Below are 17,895 nucleotides of genomic sequence, written 5' to 3'. Positions count from 1 at the left end.
CCGGTAGCTCGCACGGGGGACGAACGCGAGGACGAGCGCGGCGTACGAGCGGGGACGAGCGCGGCGTACGAGCGGGGACGAGCGCGGCGCACGATCGTGGACGAGCGCGGCGGACAATCAGGAACGAACGCGGCGCGCGAGCGGGGACGAGCACGGACGAACGCGGCGGACGATCAGGGACGAGCGGGGATACGCGGCGGGCACGCGGCGCAAGCTCCCCCGCGTCGTGCCGCTCAGCGGCTCCACCGCGGCCCGGGCGTTGGCGCGGGCCGCGCCCTACTCCGGCCAGGGGGAGCCGAGGATCGTGTCGACGAAGTTGCCCCGCCGATAGCCGGGCACATAGCGTTCGAGCACGTCGGCCTTGACGTTGCCGAACGTCGTCTCGGGCTTGGGTGCGATGCCCTCGGTGAACGCCCGCAGGATCGCCTCCTTGAACCCCGGGCGCGGGTGGAGGGCGGTGATCTCGGCCCGCTGGGCGTCGTCGAGATCGTGATAGCCGATGCCGAGCACGTCATACTCCACGCCCGCGGTGACCAGCGCCACCTCCGGCTCCATGAACTCGGGGATACCGGGAGTGGTGTGCAGGGCGATCGCGGTCCACACCCGGCGGATGCTGTCCTCCGGCACCCCGCGTCGCCGCAGGAAGCCGCGGGCGGCATCGGCGCTGTCCACCTCGAAGCGCCGCCCGCTGCCGCGATGCTCCTCGTTGAGCCCCAGGTCGTGGAACATCGCGCCGATGTAGAGCAGCTCCGGGTCGAAGCTCAGGTCCCGTCGCCGCCCCAGCAGGCTGCCGAAGAAGTAGACACGGCGCGAATGGTGATAGATCAGGTCGCTGGTGACGTCACGGACGAACTCGGTGGCCTCCGTCGCGAGCTTGGTGTCAGGCACGGTCTGCTCGATCGTCATCGTTTCGCTCCCCCTCCGGCTCGGGCTCCACTGTCACCCGCGGCGGCCGAGGAACGTCGCAGCAACACGTCTTGCCCCGTCCATGGACCGGTCACGGAGGGGCAGCGTGATCGGCCGGTCAGTCGGAGGGCCGGGGTCCTGCCGCGCGGCGGAGCCGGTTGGCGATCGCGAGTCCCAGCCCCTCCTCCACCGGCAGGGACGCGATGATCAGGTCGCATCCTCGCTGGTCGAGCTCGCGGAGGAAGCCGTACAGCTCGCGCGCGTACGCGTCCGGCGAGGCGGGGACCTCCACCACGGCGTGCGCCTTCACCTCGGCGTCGGCGAAAGCGGGGGGAAGGAAGACGCCCACCTGGTGTCCCAGCTCCTGGGCGAGCTCCGCTTCGGCGACGACCTTCTCTGGCTCGACGAGCACGACCCGCGCACGTGGCGCGTAGTGCGACGGATGCTGGCCGGGCACCCGTACGCGGCTCGTGGAGGGGACCGCGAGCGGGCGGCCCAGCGCCGCTTCGAGGTCCTCGCGCGTCACCCCGCCGGGCCGCAGGATGGTCGGGACGTCGCTCGTGGCGTCGACGATGGTGGACTCGACGCCGACCCCGCAGGCGCCGCCGTCCAGCACGAAGTCGACGGCGTCGCCGAGCTCCGTACGGACGTGGTCCGCGGTCGTGGGGCTGACCGAGCCGAAGCGGTTGGCGGAGGGGGCCGCGACACCGCCGCCGAAGGCCTCCAGCAACGCGAGCGCGACAGGATGGTCGGGCACGCGTATGGCCACCGTCTCCAGGCCGCCCGTCGTTTCGAGGGGCACCCGGGGGCCGCGCCGCAGGACCAGCGTGAGCGGCCCCGGCCAGAAGCGTTCGGCCAGCAGGCGTGCCGTCTCGGGCACGTCCTCGACCCAGTCGCCCAGGTGCTCCGCGCCGCCGATGTGGACGATCAGCGGGTGGGTGGGCGGACGCCCCTTGACCTGGAAGACGCGCGCGACGGCGGCGGGGTTCTCGGCGTCGGCGCCCAGACCATAGACGGTCTCGGTCGGGAGGGCCACGAGGCCTCCGGCGCGCAGCACGGCCGCCGCCTTCTCTATGTCACCGGTTCCTGCCGTCACCCTCGGGATCCTTTCACTGTTCCGCTCACTGTTCCGCTCTCCGCGCGCCGGGTTCTCGTCGCGGCGGTGCCGTGTGCGCGGCGGCGCGGGGGAAACGCCGCCAGGACGTGTCCAGCTCAGCGTAGAACCCCACAAGTCCTACCTCGGTCGTGCCGTCAGGCCGCCGATGAGCATTCCGTACGGATCCATCCGGGTTCGGGGGGCCGGATATCCTGCTCCGAACGTGTCACCCGACTTTTGCGGGACCCGCCGCGTGGCAGTAGCACGGCAACGGCATGGCGGGGTCCGGCGCGGGTGGGCCGGGCTCGGCGTGAACGAGAGGGTGTCAAGTGACGCGCTGTGATGACGCTGAGCAGGGGCCGCCGGAGGCGGCCGGGGCCGGGGTGTTCGCCGCCGAGGACGAGGTCGGCCGTGATCTGGCGTCGGTGGACTGGCGGGCCACCCCGCTCGGGCCGCCGGAGGAGTGGCCGCAGAGCCTGCAGACGGCGGTGAGCATCCTGCTGTCGTCCCGGTTCTCCATGTGGATGGCGTGGGGGCCGGAGCTGACCTTCTTCTGCAACGCCGCCTACCGGCGCGACACGCTGGGCCGGAAATATCCATGGGCGCTCGGCCGGCCCGCCGCCGAGGTCTGGGCGGAGATCTGGGACGACATCGGCCCGCGGATCGACACCGTGCTGGCCACCGGGCAGGCCACCTGGGACGAGGCGCTGCTGCTGGTCCTGGAGCGGGCCGGCTATCCGGAGGAGAGCTACCACACGTTCTCCTACAGCCCCCTTCGCGACGACTCGGGCACCGTGGTCGGCATGCTGTGCGTCGTCAGCGAGGAGACCGAGCGGGTCATCGGCGAGCGGCGCATGGCGACGCTGCGGGATCTCGGCTCCGACCCCAGCGTGGTCCGCACCGAGCAGGAGATGCTCGGGTTCGCCTGCCGGCAGCTCGGCCGCAACCTCTACGACCTGCCGTTCACACTGACCTATCTGTTCCAGGACGGCGGCGGCGCGCGGCTGGCCGGGGTGACCGGCATCGCCGCCGGGCATCCGGCCGCCCCGCTCACCCTGGCGGCCGGCGACCCCGGCACGGTGTGGCCCGTGGGGGCGCCGGCCCGGGGAGAGCCGGTGATCGTGCCGCTCGACGGCGCGCCGTTCGCCGGTCTTCCGGCCGGAGCCTGGCCGGAGCCGCCCACGCAGGCGCTGGTGGTGCCGCTGCTCCAGCAGGGCAGCGCGCCGTACGGGTTCCTGGTGGCCGCGCTCAACCGCTATCGGCCGCTGGACGAGGCGTATCGCGGGTTCATCGAGCTGGCGGCGGGGCACGTCGCGGCGGGCGTCGCGAGCGCCCGCAGCTACGAGGCCCAGCAGCGGCGGGCGGAGGAGCTGGCCGAGCTCGACCGTGCGAAGACCGTCTTCTTCTCCAACATCAGCCACGAGTTCCGCACGCCGCTGACCCTGATCATGGGGCCGGTGGAGGAGCTGCGCGCCCGGCTGCACGGAGCGGACCCGCAGGTGCGCGAGGAGCTGGAGGTCATCCGCCGCAACGGGTTGCGGCTCGGCAAGCTGGTCAACACCCTGCTGGACTTCTCCCGCATCGAGGCCGGCCGCATGCAGGCCGGCTATGAGCCGGTCGATCTGGCCGCCGTCACGGCCGAGCTGGCCAGCCTCTTCCGCTCCGCGATCGACAAGGCGGGCCTGGAGTTCCGGGTCGACTGCCCTCCCCTGGACGAGCCGGTCTACATCGACCTCGGCATGTGGGAGAAGGTGGTGCTCAACCTGCTCAGCAACGCGTTGAAGTTCACCTTCGAGGGCGCGATCGGCGTCACCGTGCGCGGCGAGGACGACCACGCCGTGGTGACCGTCACCGACACGGGCGTCGGCGTCCCGGCCGACGAGCTGCCGCGGCTGTTCGAGCGGTTCCACCGCATCGAGAACGCGCGCTCGCGCTCCAACGAGGGAAGCGGCATCGGGCTGGCCCTCGTGCAGGAGCTGGTCGGCCTGCACGGCGGCACGATCAGCGCCGACAGCGCCGAGGGTGCGGGCACCCGTTTCACCATCCGCCTGCCGTACGGCTCCGCGCACCTGCCCGCCGAGTCGATCATCACGGCCGGCACCGGGGCGGGCGCCACCGCCGCGGATCCGTACGTCGAAGAGGCGCTGCGCTGGCTGCCCGCGGACGAGGACGGCGAGCCCGCCGGGAACGGCATGGAGCTGCCGTCGCACGACGGCTCCGCCATCCGGCCGGGGAGCTCGGCCGCCCCGGCGCGTGTGCTGGTCGCCGACGACAACGCCGACATGCGCGGCTATCTCGTCCGACTCCTCAAGGGCGCCGGATATCTCGTCGGCACCGCGAGCGACGGCATGGAGGCCCTGGACGCCGTACGCGCGGACGCGCCCGACGTCGTGATCAGCGACGTGATGATGCCGCGCCTCGACGGGCTGTCCCTGGTCGCGGCGCTGCGGTCCGATCCGCGCACCGCCGCCGTGCCCGTGGTGCTGCTGTCGGCCCGGGCGGGCCAGGAGGCGTCGATCGAGGGCCTGCAGGCCGGGGCCGACGACTACCTGGTCAAGCCCTTCGCCGCCGCGGAGCTGCTCGCGCGGGTGCGGGCGAACATGGACATGGCACGGCTGCGCCAGCACCAGGCGCGCTGGCGCAGCGCGCTGGTCGACTCGCTGCAGGAGGCGTTCTTCGTCTGCGACGAGCAGGGTGCCGTCATCGAGATCAACAGCGCCTTCACCGACATCCTCGGCTACGGCCCGGAGAACCTGCCCTACACGCCGATCCATCCGTGGTGGCCGGACGCCGCCGCCGATCCCGAGGCCTACCAGCAGGTCGCCGACGCCTTCAGCGGCCTGCTCGGCCCGGGCCGGGGCAGCCACACCATCCCGGTCGTCCACCGCGACGGGCACCGGCTGTGGATCAGCGTGACCTTCAACGAGGCGCAGGATCCCGACACCGGGCGGCGTGTCGTCGTCGGCACCTTCCGCGACGTCACCGCCGAGCACTACGCCATCCAGCGCGAGAGCGCCCTCGCCTCGCTGAGCACCGGCCTGTCGCAGGCCGGGAGCCTGTCCGACGCGCTGACCGGCGCCCTGCGGGAGCTGCGCGGCCTGTGGCGTGCGACGTCGGTCGTCGCCGCGGTCTTCGGCCAGGGCGAGGAGCCGTCCCTGACCGTCGAGGGCGAGCCGGTGGACTGGCACGGGCTGCCGGGCGAACGCCGCCGGGCGCTCGCCGATCTGCTGCGACGGCCGCTGCTCACACCGGTCACCGAGCGCGACGGGGCCGGCATCCTGCTGGAGCACCCCGAGGGACAGCTCGCCCTGTGGATCGACCTGGGCGGCCACCGGCCCTTCACGGGTGAGGACCAGGTGCTGCTGTCGCTGCTGGCCGGACGTCTGGCCCAGGGCCTTGTGCGCGCCCACCAGATCGACCAGCAACGCGAGACCGCCATCGCGCTGCAGCGCGCCATCCTCGGCCCCGCCCGGCTTCCCGACGGGTTCGCCGTACGCTACGAGCCCGCCACCCGGCCCCTGGAGGTCGGCGGCGACTGGTACGACACCGTCGCCTTGCCCGGCGGGCGCATCGGCATCGTCGTCGGCGACTGCGTCGGGCGCGGGGTGCAGGCCGCCGCCGTGATGGGACAGCTGCGCAGCGCGTGCCGCGCGCTGCTGCTGCAGGACGACAGCCCGGCCCGCGTGCTCATGGCCCTGGACCAGTTCGCCGCCGGTGTCCCCGGGGCCCGGTGCACCACCGTCTTCTGCGCCGTCCTCGATCCGGAGACCGGGCGCCTGTCCTACTCCAGCGCCGGGCACCCGCCGGGGATCCTCGCCCACCCCGACGGCAGCACGGGCCTGCTCGACGGCGGGCGTTCGGTGCCGCTCGCCGTACGGCCGGGGGCGGCCCGCCCGGAGAGCGAGACGGTCATCCCCGCGCGCGCCACGCTCATGCTCTACACGGACGGCCTGGTCGAGCGCCGCCGCCGTCCGCTCTATTCGGGCATCGACCAGGCCAGTCAGGCCGTACAGGACGGCAGGAACGTCGCCGTCGACGACCTCGCCACGCACGTGATGATCCGCCTTGCGCCCGCGGACGGCTACGACGACGACGTCGCGCTGCTGCTCTATCGGCACCCGGCCCCGCTGGAGGTGACCTTCCCGGCGGAGTCGTCCCAGCTCGCGCCGGTACGCAAGGCGCTGCGGAGCTGGCTCGGCCAGTGCGACCTGCCGACCCAGATCGTCCAGAACGTCCTGGTCGCGGCGGGTGAGGCGTGCGCGAACGCCATCGAGCACGGCCACCGGCACGCCCCCGGTGAGATCGTCCGCCTGCGGGTCGAGGCGTCGGTCGACAACCTGCGCCTCACCGTCGCCGACAGCGGCCGCTGGAAGTCCCCCGAGCCCGAGGCCAACTCCCACCGCGGGCGCGGCGTCGCGCTCATGCGCGCCATGATGCAGCAGGTCACCATCACCCCCGGCCCGTACGGGACCACCGTCGACATGCAGATGAGGATCGCCTGATGACCACACCCCTGACCATCACCCCTGGGGTTCGCCCGGACGGCGTCGCTCTCCTGACCGCGGCCGGCGAGATCGACATGAGCAACACCGACGCCCTCGCGGCGGCTCTTGAGAGCACCCCGGGGCCCGTCGTCATCGACCTCACCTCGGTCGAATATCTCGACAGCGCGGGCCTGAGCGTGCTGTTCGCGCACGCCGACCACATCGCGCTCATCGCCAACCCCCTGCTGACCCCCGTACTGACCATCTCCGGGCTGGCGGACCTCGTCACCGTCGCCGAGGGGGACTCCGGCGCCCGATAGGACCCGTCCTGCCTCCTTCAAGTGAGATTTTGCTCTCGCTTGCGTTGATCTCTTTACACGAGTCATGTGAGAGTTGACTATCAAGTGGCGACTCGACGAATCGTGGTGAACGGCGATCCGCTCTGGGAGGCATGATGACCACTGTCGAACCCCGGATCTTCCCCTTCGGACAGACGGACCGGCTGGAGGTGGATCCCCTCTTCTCCCGCTTGCGGCAGGAGGAACCGCTGTGCCGGGTCCGGCTGCCGTACGGGGAGCCCGCGTGGCTCGCGACCCGCTACGAGGACGTCAAGGTCGTGCTCGGTGACGCGCGGTTCAGCCGGGCCGCGGCGATCGGCCGTGACGAGCCGCGGATGCGGCCCCACCGGTCCCGCCCCGGCAGCATCCTCAGCTTCGACCCGCCCGAGCACAGCAGGCTGCGGAGGCTGGTGTCGAAGGCGTTCACCGTACGGCGGGTCGAGCTGCTGCGGCCCCGCACCCAGGAGATCGCCGACGGTCTCGTGGGCGCGATGCTCGGCAAGGGCGCCCCGGCCGACCTCGTCGAGGACTTCGGGCTGCCGCTGCCGATCACGGTCATCTGCGAGTTGCTGGGCGTGCCCGTCGAAGACCGGGTCGACTTCCGCACCTGGTCGGACGCGCTGCTGTCCACGACGCGGTTCACCCCGGACGAGGTGGTGCGCTGCATGGGGCTGCTCCGGGACTACATGGCGGGGCTCATCGCCCAGCGCCGCGAGGCTCCGAAGGACGACCTGCTCAGCGCGCTCGTCGCGGCCCGCGACGACGAGGAGCGGCTGTCGGAGGAGGAGATGCTGTCGCTGGCCGAGGCGCTGCTGGTCGCCGGCCACGAGACCACGGCCACGCAGATCCCCAACTTCGTCTACGTGCTGCTCACCCATCCCGGGCAGCTCGCGGCGCTGCGCGCCGACTTCGACCTGATCCCCAGGGCAGTCGAGGAGCTGATGCGCTTCGTCCCGCTCGGCGGCGGCGCGTCCATCGCGCGCTACGCACTGGAGGACGTCGAGCTGGGCGGCGTCATGGTGCGCGCCGGTGAGCCGGTGGTCGTGAGCCTGATATCGGCCAACCGCGACGAGTCGGTCTACACGAACCCCGACGACCTCGAACTCGACCGTCAGCAGGCCTCGCACGTGGGGTTCGGGCACGGGGCGCACCACTGCCTCGGCGCCCCGCTCGCCCGGATGGAGCTGCAGGTCGCGCTGCGTACGCTGCTCACCCGGCTGCCCGGGCTCCGCCTCGCCGGCTCCGAGGACGACGTCGTGTGGAAGACGGGGTTGTCCACCCGGGGCCCCGAGCACATGCTTGTCACGTGGGACCGGCCCTGACGGGGCTTATCGATAGTCGCCTATCATTTTTGGCTATCCTGTGGGCGTGACCACCGAGACCTCGCGACGGCTGCGCGCCGACGCCGCACGCAACTCGGGGAGGATCCTGCGCGCGGCCCGGGAGGTCTGGGCCGAGCAGGGGCCCGACGCGCTGCTCGAAGATATCGCCCGCCGCGCCGGTGTCGGCATCGCTACCCTCTATCGCCATTTTCCCGACAAGGCGGGCCTGGTCAGGGCGGCCCTCGACCAGAGCTTCGCCGAGGAGATCGCCCCCGCCATCGAACGGGCGCTCGGCGACGACGATCCCCGCCGCGCTCTGGCCACCGTGCTGGAGGCGGCGATGTCCTCGGCGGACCGGGAGCGCAACACCCTGGCCGCCGCCCGGAACTCCGGCGCCGTCACCGCCGAGGCGAGCAGCCCGTTCATCGAGTCGCTGACCCTGCTGGCCCGGCGCGGGCAGGAGGCCGGTCTCATCCGCGCCGACCTCGTCGCCGACGACCTGCCGAGGATCATGGTCATGCTGATGGGCGTGCTGTGGACGATGGAGCCCGGCAGCGACGGCTGGCGGCGCTACCTCGCGCTCGTCCTCGACGCCCTGTCGCCCGGCGCGGCCACCCCGCTGCCGGACGCCGTGCCGCTCAGGTCACCGCGCAAACGAGGCGGCTGGCCCGTGTGACGCGGGCGGCCGGGGCTCTGCCACGTGGATGGCCGCAGCGTGATCCGGAGCGGTGAGCCCGGCCAGCGCGGCGGCCGAGGGCGTTCCCGGATCGGCCTGGTAGGCGATCACGACCTGGCCGTCCGTCCCGCCGACCGCAAGGCTGTGCCGCCGCAGCACGAGCCGGCCGGCGACGGGATGGGCGAACTCCTTCGTCTCGTTCCGCGTCGGGCGGACGTCATGGCGTTCCCACAGGCGGCGGAAGTCGTCGGAGGCCGCCGACAGCTCCTCGACCAGCTCGCGCAGGGCCGGGTCGTCGAGGTCGGCGCCGGCCACGGCCCGGAGCGCGGCGACCGAGCCGGCCGCGACCGCGTCCCACCGGGGGAACAGCGCCCGCGCGCCGGGATCGAGGAAGACGTCTCGCACGAGGTTGCGGCCGGGCCGATACATGGGCGCGAGAGCGATCGCCGCCGCGTTGGCGGCCAGCACGTCGAACCGCCGTCCTCGCAGGTAGGCGGGTATGCCTGCCCACGCGTCGAGGAGATCCCCGGCTCCGGGGGCAGGCTGTTCCCGCGGCCGGCGGGGCGGGCCGCCGTTCGGTCTCGACGCGTCTCGGGCCAGGGCGTGCAGGTGGGCCGTGAGGTCGGCGTCGAGGCGCAGGGCGGCGCCGAGCGCGTCGAGCACCTGCTCGGAGGGATTGCGGTCCCTGCCCTGCTCAAGCCGGGTCAGATAGGCGAGGCTGACGCCCGCGAGCGTGGCCAGCTCGTCGCGGCGCAGCCCGGCCACGCGGCGCCGGCCGATCGCGGGCAGCCCGGCGTCCTCCGGGCGTACGAGCGCGCGGCGGGCCTTGAGAAAGCTGCCGAGAGCGTTGGTGCCGGGCATGTCACCCGCCACTGTACGCAGCACCGGCGGGTGATGGTGACCCTGCCGGGGTGATGGCTGTGCCGTCCCGTGCGGGGCAGAGTCGATGGACATGAGCACAGAAAACGCAATCACCTGGTTCATCACGGGGGCGTCCCGCGGCTTCGGCGACGTGTGGACGCGGGCGGCGCTGCGGCGCGGCGACCGGGTCGTCGCGACGGCCCGCGACGTTTCCACGCTGAAGCCGCTCGCCGACGAGTTCGGCGACGCGATCCTCCCGTTGCCGCTCGACGTCACCGACCGGGACGCCGCCTTCGCCGCGGTCGCCCGTGGGGCCGAGCGCTTCGGCGGGATCGACGTCGTCGTCAACAACGCCGGATACGGCCTTTTCGGCGCGGTGGAGGAGGTCACCGAGGCCCAGGCGAGGGCCCAGCTGGAGACGAACCTGCTCGGCGCGCTCTGGGTCACCCAGGCCGCGCTGCCCGGGATGCGGGAGCGTGGGCGGGGCCACTTCCTGCAGGTGTCGAGCATCGGCGGCGTCGCCGCGTTCCCCATGCTCGGGCTCTACAACGCGTCGAAATGGGGCCTGGAGGCGTTCAGCGAGTCGCTCGCCCAGGAGGTCGCCCCACATGGGATCAAGGTGACGATCATCGAGCCCGGCCCGTACGGCACCGACTGGAGCGGCTCTTCGGCCGTCCACGCCGAGCCGCACGCCGCGTACGAGCAGGTCAGGCAGGCCCGCCGGGCCGCCGCGGCGGGCAGGGCGCCAATCGACCCCGAGATCACGGCCGAGGCGGTCCTCGCGGTCGTGGACGCGGAACGGCCCCCGCTGCGCCTGTTCCTGGGGAGCTACTGCCTGCCGATCGCCGAGCGGGTCTATTCCGAACGCCTGGACACCTGGCGGGAGTGGCGCTCCCTCTCCGAGTCCGCCGACGGGTGAGCGCGCGGCGGTTCCCCGGCTCTCGGGTCCGGCCGGGGAAAACATCGGCCGGGTCGCCGAACGCGGCCTGACGAAACGCCGGAGTTACGCCGAGGTGGCAATGAAAGTTTCATTGCGGAGCGGGTCCGCGGGTCTGATCGGGAGTTCCTCACAAATGCGTCTCCGACTAGTGATCAAGGCGAGATTTCGGCCGACGCCGGACTGCGCGCGGATGACGTCAGAGGATGACGTCAGAGGCGTCCTCGGATGAGAAACTTGGCAGGTGGAGACTTCGGTGCCAGGGCGAGCCGAAACGCGGCTCCAGGCCAAAATACTTACGCGATTGCGTGACGCGGGCCCGCAATCCCGCATTCAGCTGTCGGAACACTTCGAAGTGTCACGTACGACGATCGGGGCGGAACTCGGCCGGCTTACGGCGCTGAAACTCGTCGAGGAAATCGGACCGGCCGCGTCTCGTGGAGGGCGCAGGTCGACCGTCATCGATCTGGCCGGCCGGGTGCGGTTCGTCGGCATCGTCATCGGCGCGACCTCGGTGTCCGCCGCGATCACCGACGGCAGGCTGCGCGTCCTCGCGTTCGAACGCACGCAATGCGATGTGCGTCAGGGCCCCGAGCCCGTGCTCGAACTCGCCATGGAACAGAGCCGGGCGCTGCTCCAGAAATTGGGCGTGGACAAGCCGATGGGCGTCGGTGTCGGTGTGCCCGGACCGGTGGACTTCTCCCGCGGTATCCCGGTGTCGCCACCGATCATGCCGGGGTGGGACGGTTATCCGGTCCGCGATGTCATCGGCGGGCGGTTCGACTGCCCGGTCTTACTGGACAACGACGTCAATGTAATGGCCTTGGGCGAACAACACGCCGGCTCGGCGAGCACCGCCGAGAACTTCCTGTACGTGAAGGTCGGCTCGGGCATCGGCTGCGGAATCGTGGCCAAGGGTGAGCTCTATCGCGGCATGGACGGGTGCGCGGGGGATATCGGGCACATACCGGTCACCGGCTCCGACGAGATCTGCGCGTGCGGCAACACGGGATGCCTGGAGGCGTCCTTCGGCGGTGACGCGCTGGCGCGACAGGCGCTCGCCGCGGCCAGGTCCGGGCGCTCGCCCCTGCTCAAGGAGTTCCTCGAACGCGACGGCACGCTGACCGCCGCGCAGGTGGGAGAGGCGGTCGCCGCCGGTGACGCGGCGTCCGTCCAGATGGTGCGCGACGGCGGACGGCGCGTGGGCGAGGTGCTGGCGGGCCTGGTGTCGTTCTTCAACCCGAGCCTCATCGTGCTGGGCGGTGGCCTCACGCAACTGGGTCACATCCTCCTCGCGGAGATCCGCGGCGCGATCTACCGCCGTTCGCTGCCTCTCGCCACCAGGAACCTGCCGATCGCGATGAGCGATCTCGGCCCGCAGGCCGGCGTCATCGGCGCGGCCAGGCTCGTGAGTGAGGAGGTCTACGGCTTCTCCCGGTGATCGACGCCGGCCTCGGGGGTCCGCTCCCGCCGAGATCCGCTGCGCACGGGATTGCATGATCATGCATTCCCGTGTATATATTCTACTCGTGTCCAAGGTGCTCACTTCTCTGCCTGTCGGCGAGCGTGTCGGGATCGCCTTCTCCGGTGGCCTCGACACTTCGGTAGCGGTCGCGTGGATGCGGGAGAAGGGTGCAGTGCCGTGCACCTACACCGCCGAAATCGGCCAGTACGACGAACCTGACATCGCCTCGGTGCCGGGGCGTGCCACCGCGTACGGCGCGGAGATCTCCCGGCTGGTCGACTGCCGGGCGGCCCTGGTCGAGGAGGGGCTCGCGGCTCTGGCCTGCGGGGCCTTCCACATCAGGTCCGGCGGCCGCACGTACTTCAACACCACCCCGCTCGGGCGGGCCGTCACCGGCACCCTGCTGGTGCGCGCGATGCTCGAAGACGGGGTGCAGATCTGGGGAGACGGCTCCACCTTCAAGGGCAACGACATCGAGCGGTTCTACCGTTACGGTCTGCTCGCCAACCCCTCCCTGCGGATCTACAAGCCGTGGCTGGACGCCGACTTCGTCAACGAGCTCGGCGGGCGCAAGGAGATGTCCGAGTGGCTGCTCGCGCACGGGCTGCCCTACCGGGACAGTGTGGAGAAGGCCTACTCCACCGACGCGAACATCTGGGGCGCCACTCACGAGGCCAAGTCTCTTGAGCACCTCGACACGGGCATCGAGATCGTCGAGCCCATCATGGGTGTGCGTTTCTGGGACCCCTCCGTCGAGATCGCGACCGAGGACGTCACGATCGGCTTCGAGCAGGGACGTCCGGTGACGATCAACGGCAAGGAGTTCCCCTCCGCCGTCGATCTGGTGCTGGAGGCCAACGCCATCGGCGGCCGTCACGGCCTGGGCATGTCCGACCAGATCGAGAACCGGATCATCGAGGCCAAGAGCCGGGGCATCTACGAGGCGCCGGGCATGGCCCTGCTGCACGCGGCCTACGAGCGGCTGGTCAACGCGATCCACAACGAGGACACCCTCGCCAGCTACCACATCGAGGGGCGGCGGCTGGGCCGGCTGCTCTACGAGGGCCGCTGGCTGGACCCGCAGGCGCTGATGCTGCGCGAGTCGCTGCAGCGCTGGGTCGGCATGGCGGTCACCGGCGAGGTGACCCTGCGGCTGCGGCGTGGTGAGGACTACTCCGTGCTGGACACGTCCGGGCCCGCGTTCAGCTACCACCCGGACAAGCTCTCCATGGAGCGCACCGAAGACTCCGCCTTCGGTCCGGTGGACCGCATCGGGCAGCTGACGATGCGCAACCTCGACATCGCCGACTCCCGCTCCAAACTGGAGCAGTACGCCAGGCTCGGCATGGTCGGCAGCCAGCAGCCGGCGCTGATCGGAGCCGCCCAGGCGGCGTCGACCGGGCTGATCGGCGCGATGCCCGAGGGCGGAGCCGAGGCGATCGCCTCTCGCGGCGAGGTCTCCACCGAGGAGGAGCTCCTCGACCAGGCCGCCATGGAGCTCGGCACCGACTGACCACGCCACCGACTGATCACGCCACTGACTGATCACAGGACCGACCGACCACGGCTCAGGCCGGTACGGCCGGACTTGACGTCCTCCTCGATGCGTATGCGGGACACCGAGCCCGCACCCGCATCAGGAGGACGTCGTGGCGTTCGGGATCTTCGAGGACTCACCACGACTGGGGCGCCCGGTGCCGCCGGACGCCCCTTCGCCGTACGGGGACCGGGTGCGAGACATCCGGCAGCCGGGCCCGGGGGCGTGCGGGATCCGGGTCCCGGATCAGCCGGATCGGGAACGTCCGGCAGTCCGGTTGGGGACGAGCCCCGGAAGCACCGGGGAAGCCAGGTGGGGACGTGCCGGGCCGGGAACGTCTGGCAGTCCGGCCGGGGACGAGCCCCGGAAGCACCGGGGAAGCCAGGTGGGGACGTGCCGGGCCGGGAGCGGCCGGGCGCCTCTTCGCCGTTCGGAGACCGGGAGCTGGGAGCGGCCGGGTGCCCCTTCGACGTACGGAAACCGGGCCGGGGACACCGGGGAGCCGGGTCAGGTGTGGGCGCGGGGAGTGAGGAGCTCGGTGATCCGGGTGAACCCGTCGGCGCCGTGGCCCTGTGCGATGACGCGGCGGGCCCAGCCTTGGGCCGCGCGCATCACGCTCGCGTCGATGCCGTGGGCCTCGGAGGTCTCGATGATGTGGGCGATGGACGAGGCCGCCGAGGTGATCGGGTTGCCCTCGCCGGAGAAGCCGCCGCTGTCCACTTCCGCCGCCGCCTCCTCGAAGATCGGCGGCAGGATCGCGCCGATGCCCTTGGCGAACGGCGCCAGCTCCCGCGCTTTGACCCCTTCGGCCCGTGCCACCGCCAGCGCGTGCGCGTAGCCCGCCATCGCGGTCCAGAAGACGTCGAGCAGCGCGATGTCGTAGGCCGCCGCCCGGCCGATGTCCTCGCCGAGATGGGTGTGCGTGCCGCCGAGGGCCTCCAGGAGCGGCCGGTGCCGCCGGTAGAGCTCCTCCGGGCCGCTGTGCAGGAACGCCGCGGCCGGGGTGCCGATGGTCGTGGTCGGCGTCATGATCGCGCCGTCGAGATATCCGATGCCGTGCTCGGTGGCCCAGGCCGCGGTGCTCCGGGCGCGGCCTGGCGTGTCGGCGGTCAGGTTCACGAGGGTGCGTCCCCGGAGCGCGCCGGCGACAGCGTCACGCCGTACGACGGCGTCCGCGGCGTCGTAGTTCACCACGCAGATCACGGTCACCTCGCTCGCGGCGACCGCCGACTCCGGCGTGGGGGCGCTGTACGCGCCACGCTCGGTCAACTGCTGGTCTTTGCCCGGCGTCCGGTTCCAGACCGTGGTGCGGATGCCGGCGTCCAGGAAGGCCCCGGCCAAGGCGCGGCCCATCGGTCCCAGACCGAGCACGGTGACGGCAGACTGGTGGACGTGCTGGCTCATGTCTCGACTCCTGCATGCATGACAGCGATAGCGCTGAACGGGATGGAAAGATGACGCGTAGCCGCGCCGAAGACCCGAACGTCTGCGGGGTCACCGCCGCGATCGCGGTGATCGACGGCAAGTGGAAGACGATCCTGCTCTGGCTGCTGGAATCCGCTCCGCGTCGTCCCGGCGAGCTGCTCCGGCGGCTGCCGGGCCTCACCGAGAAGGTGCTGACTCAGACGCTCAGGGAAATGGAATCCGACGGGCTGGTGCACCGTGAGGTGTACGACGGCCGCCCGCTGAAGACGGTGTACTCACTGACCGATTTCGGTCGTGACCTCTCCGAGGCGCTGGCGCCGCTGTCCGACTGGGGACATCGCCGCCTGGAGAAGCTGGCCCGGGAGACGCCGTCCGGGAACGCGACGTCCGGGCTGACGCCGTCCGGGAAGGCGATGTCCGGGCTGACGCCGTCCGGGAAGGCGACGTCCGGGCTGACGCCGTCCGGGAACGCGACGTCCGGGGAGACGTCGGCTGGGGAGATTCCGCCCGGGGAAGTGCCGTCCGGGGAGGGGCCGTCCGGGGAAGTGCCGTCTGGGGATTGGCCGTCTGGAAAGACGGAGGCGCAGGCAGGGCCTCTCCCGGTCTCCTGAGACATCGCCGTCACCCCCGTTCTCGCCTGGACTCAGGCGGCCTTCCGGCTGCCCGCAACCAAGCTTCACGCCGCCCGCCCCGGCCCGACAAGTACCCACAAAAAGGTGGGTAGGCCGCGAAGCCCTGCACAGGACGCCGTTCTCCGTCCAGTGCATACGTTTCCGTTGTCCGGGTAGCCCGGCCCTTGTCCGCGACGGCGAGATCGACCGCCGGAGGGGGAAGATCGGTGGCACAGCGGATCGAGGACTACGGCCTGCTCGACGACCTTTGGCGGGCGACCTGCACACGGCGGCCCCGGCATGGCGGCCTCCACACGGCGGCCCGGACACGACGGCCCTTGCGCGGCGACCCGGACACGGCGACCCGGACACGGCGGCTTCCACACGGCGGCTTCCACACGGCGGCCTCCACACGACGGCCCTTGTGCGGCGACCCGGACACGGCGGCCTCCACACGGCGGCCCGGACACGGCGGCCCTTGTGCGGCGGCCTGCACACGGCCGCCGGACACGGCGAGCCGCGCAGGGCGGCCCTGATGGGACGCGATGAGTCGATCAACCTACGCTGGTTCCGAGGCGGCTGCCGGGCACGTCGCGCACGGCCGCGAACACGTTGGAGGTGAGCGCTGATGCGCGCTCTCACCGTCATCCCGTCGCAGAAGGACTCCCTGGCCGTCACCGACGTCCCCGAGCCGGAGCCGGGCGAGGGTGACCTGCTCGTCGAGGGTCTCGCCGTCGGCGTGTGCGGCACGGACAAGGAGATCGCCGCCGGGGAGTACGGCTGGGCCCCGCCCGGCCGCGACCGCCTGGTCATCGGCCACGAGTCGCTGGGCAGGGTGCGGCAGGCGCCGTCCGGCAGCGGCTTCGCCCCGGGGGATCTCGTGGTCGGAGTGGTCCGGCGGCCCGACCCGGTGCCGTGCGGCGCCTGCGCGCACGGGCAGTTCGACATGTGCCGCAACGGCCGTTACACCGAGCGCGGCATCAAGGAACTGGACGGATATGCCGGCCAGAGCTGGGTGGTCGAGCCCGGATACGCCGTCCGGCTGGATCCCCGGCTGGCCGACGTCGGAATGCTCCTCGAACCGACCAGCGTCGTCGCCAAGGCGTGGGACGAGGTGGAGAAGGTCGGTGCCCGGGCCTGGTTCGCGCCGAAGACCGCGCTGGTCACCGGCGCGGGGCCGATCGGCCTGCTCGCAGCGCTGCTCGGCGTGCAGCGCGGGCTGGAGGTGCACGTCCTCGACCGGGTCACGGACGGCCCCAAACCGGCCCTCGTACGGGACCTCGGCGCGGTCTACCACGCCGGGGACGCCGGAGAGGTCGCCGCGAAGGTGAGCCCCGACGTGGTGATCGAGGCGACCGGCGCAGGACCGGTCATCTTCGCCGTGGCCGCCAACACCGCGCCGTACGGCATCGTCTGTCTGACCGGCGTCTCCTCGGCCGGGCGCCGGATCACGCTCGACGCGGGCGGCCTCAACCGCGACATCGTGCTGCAGAACGACGTGCTCATCGGCTCGGTCAACGCCAACCTCGGCCACTATGCCGGCGCGGCCGACGCCCTGGCCAGGGCCGACCTCGCCTGGCTGAACCGGCTGATCAGCCGCAGGGTGCCGCTGGAGGCGTTCCACGACGCCTTCACCGCCGGGCCGCAGGACGTCAAGGTCGTCATCGAGCTGTGACGGCTCCGCCGTTCACACCAGGAAGATCAGCATGGCGGTGAGGCCGAGGGTCACCGCTATGAAGCCCCCCGTCCTGGGCTGCCGGGCGGCCTCCCGGCGGGAGGAGACCACCAGCAGGGCGCCCACGCCGAGCGCCGCCACGAGGTGCAGGCCGTACCAGACGGGAATGGGCACCCTGGCCAGGAAGGTGCCGGAGAGCAGGTCGTCGGTGGACCCGTAGCCGCCGAGTGCGGCGACCGCGGCCAGGCCCAGCACCGGGAGCGCATACCGGAACCGGCCGAGCAGGGCCCAGACGACGGCCCCCAGGCCGAGCAGGATCGCGCAGCGATGGTGCAGTTGCCGCGCGAGCAGGCCGCGTTCGTCGAAGCCGATGTCGAGGATCGAGTGGTAGGCGGCGCTCATCTGCACCCCGCGCAGCGGCTCGTAGTCGCCGGTGTAGGAGACCATTTCGCCGCTGGGGACGTAGGAGAACGCCAGCACGCCACCGGTGATCAGGAAGGCCGCGAAAAGGTAGACGAGGATCTCACCCATCGCCTGCCTCGTCCGATTCACTGGCATATTT

At 71.8% G+C, this 17,895-nt stretch carries 14 protein-coding genes; 9 read left to right on the top strand and 5 right to left on the bottom strand.

Annotation, left to right across the window (positions count from 1 at the left end):
• Positions 1-276 precede the first annotated feature (276 nt).
• Both HCK04_RS26050 and HCK04_RS26045 read right to left on the bottom strand, forming a co-directional pair.
• Positions 277-906: an HD domain-containing protein gene (locus HCK04_RS26050; RefSeq protein WP_142650025.1), complete on the bottom strand. Its 630-nt coding sequence runs from the start codon at positions 904-906 to the stop codon at positions 277-279.
• A gap of 118 nt (positions 907-1,024) precedes the next feature.
• Positions 1,025-2,002 (bottom strand): L-threonylcarbamoyladenylate synthase, encoded by a 978-nt coding sequence (locus tag HCK04_RS26045; RefSeq protein WP_142650024.1) that lies wholly within the window; start codon positions 2,000-2,002, stop codon positions 1,025-1,027.
• Between the two features lie 329 nt (positions 2,003-2,331).
• Between HCK04_RS26045 and HCK04_RS26040 the strand changes: the two genes are divergently transcribed.
• The 4 genes from HCK04_RS26040 to HCK04_RS26025 all read left to right on the top strand — a co-directional run bounded on the left by HCK04_RS26040 (position 2,332) and on the right by HCK04_RS26025 (position 8,822).
• On the top strand, positions 2,332-6,504 hold the full coding sequence (locus HCK04_RS26040; RefSeq protein ID WP_142650023.1) for a SpoIIE family protein phosphatase: 4,173 nt from the start codon (positions 2,332-2,334) through the stop codon (positions 6,502-6,504).
• Positions 6,504-6,806, top strand: a complete 303-nt coding sequence (locus HCK04_RS26035; RefSeq protein ID WP_142650022.1) for an STAS domain-containing protein — start codon at positions 6,504-6,506, stop codon at positions 6,804-6,806. The genes HCK04_RS26040 and HCK04_RS26035 overlap by 1 nt, the downstream gene beginning before the upstream one ends.
• 134 nt (positions 6,807-6,940) lie before the next feature.
• Positions 6,941-8,146 carry a cytochrome P450 gene (locus HCK04_RS26030; protein ID WP_142650021.1) on the top strand — a complete coding sequence of 402 codons (1,206 nt, stop codon included), beginning with the start codon at positions 6,941-6,943 and terminating at the stop codon, positions 8,144-8,146.
• Positions 8,147-8,192: 46 nt separating this feature from the next.
• A complete protein-coding gene (locus HCK04_RS26025) occupies positions 8,193-8,822 on the top strand; it encodes a TetR/AcrR family transcriptional regulator (protein ID WP_260617403.1) in 630 nt (209 codons plus the stop codon).
• Here the strand turns inward: HCK04_RS26025 and HCK04_RS26020 are convergent.
• Positions 8,790-9,683, bottom strand: coding sequence for a helix-turn-helix transcriptional regulator (locus HCK04_RS26020; protein ID WP_142650019.1), 894 nt, complete (start codon positions 9,681-9,683; stop codon positions 8,790-8,792). The genes HCK04_RS26025 and HCK04_RS26020 overlap by 33 nt on opposite strands.
• Positions 9,684-9,774: 91 nt before the next feature.
• Between HCK04_RS26020 and HCK04_RS26015 the strand changes: the two genes are divergently transcribed.
• The 3 genes from HCK04_RS26015 (at position 9,775) to argG (ending at position 13,598) form a co-directional block, all read left to right on the top strand.
• Positions 9,775-10,602 carry an SDR family NAD(P)-dependent oxidoreductase gene (locus HCK04_RS26015; protein ID WP_142650018.1) on the top strand — a complete coding sequence of 276 codons (828 nt, stop codon included), beginning with the start codon at positions 9,775-9,777 and terminating at the stop codon, positions 10,600-10,602.
• A 262-nt stretch (positions 10,603-10,864) separates the two neighbouring features.
• The gene (locus HCK04_RS26010; RefSeq protein ID WP_142650017.1) at positions 10,865-12,061 is read left to right on the top strand and encodes an ROK family transcriptional regulator; all 1,197 of its coding nucleotides are present in this window, start codon (positions 10,865-10,867) and stop codon (positions 12,059-12,061) included.
• Between the two features lie 88 nt (positions 12,062-12,149).
• On the top strand, positions 12,150-13,598 hold the full coding sequence (gene argG, locus HCK04_RS26005) for an argininosuccinate synthase (RefSeq protein ID WP_142650016.1): 1,449 nt from the start codon (positions 12,150-12,152) through the stop codon (positions 13,596-13,598).
• A 531-nt stretch (positions 13,599-14,129) separates the two neighbouring features.
• Here the strand turns inward: argG and HCK04_RS26000 are convergent.
• A complete protein-coding gene (locus tag HCK04_RS26000) occupies positions 14,130-15,026 on the bottom strand; it encodes an NAD(P)-binding domain-containing protein (protein WP_142650015.1) in 897 nt (298 codons plus the stop codon).
• Between the two features lie 50 nt (positions 15,027-15,076).
• Here HCK04_RS26000 and HCK04_RS44330 point away from each other — a divergent pair, with 50 nt between their 5' ends.
• Both HCK04_RS44330 and HCK04_RS25990 read left to right on the top strand, forming a co-directional pair.
• Positions 15,077-15,658 (top strand): helix-turn-helix domain-containing protein, encoded by a 582-nt coding sequence (locus HCK04_RS44330; protein ID WP_312845772.1) that lies wholly within the window; start codon positions 15,077-15,079, stop codon positions 15,656-15,658.
• 628 nt (positions 15,659-16,286) lie between these two features.
• Positions 16,287-17,333 (top strand): glucose 1-dehydrogenase, encoded by a 1,047-nt coding sequence (locus HCK04_RS25990; RefSeq protein ID WP_142650014.1) that lies wholly within the window; start codon positions 16,287-16,289, stop codon positions 17,331-17,333.
• A gap of 12 nt (positions 17,334-17,345) precedes the next feature.
• Here the strand turns inward: HCK04_RS25990 and HCK04_RS25985 are convergent, their stop codons facing one another.
• Positions 17,346-17,864, bottom strand: a complete 519-nt coding sequence (locus HCK04_RS25985) for a hypothetical protein (RefSeq protein WP_142650013.1) — start codon at positions 17,862-17,864, stop codon at positions 17,346-17,348.
• Positions 17,865-17,895: the final 31 nt, after the last annotated feature.

The sequence above is a fragment of the Microbispora sp. CL1-1 genome (assembly GCF_012034195.1).
GTDB lineage: Bacteria > Actinomycetota > Actinomycetes > Streptosporangiales > Streptosporangiaceae > Microbispora.
This window is presented reverse-complemented; position numbering and strand designations above follow the sequence as displayed.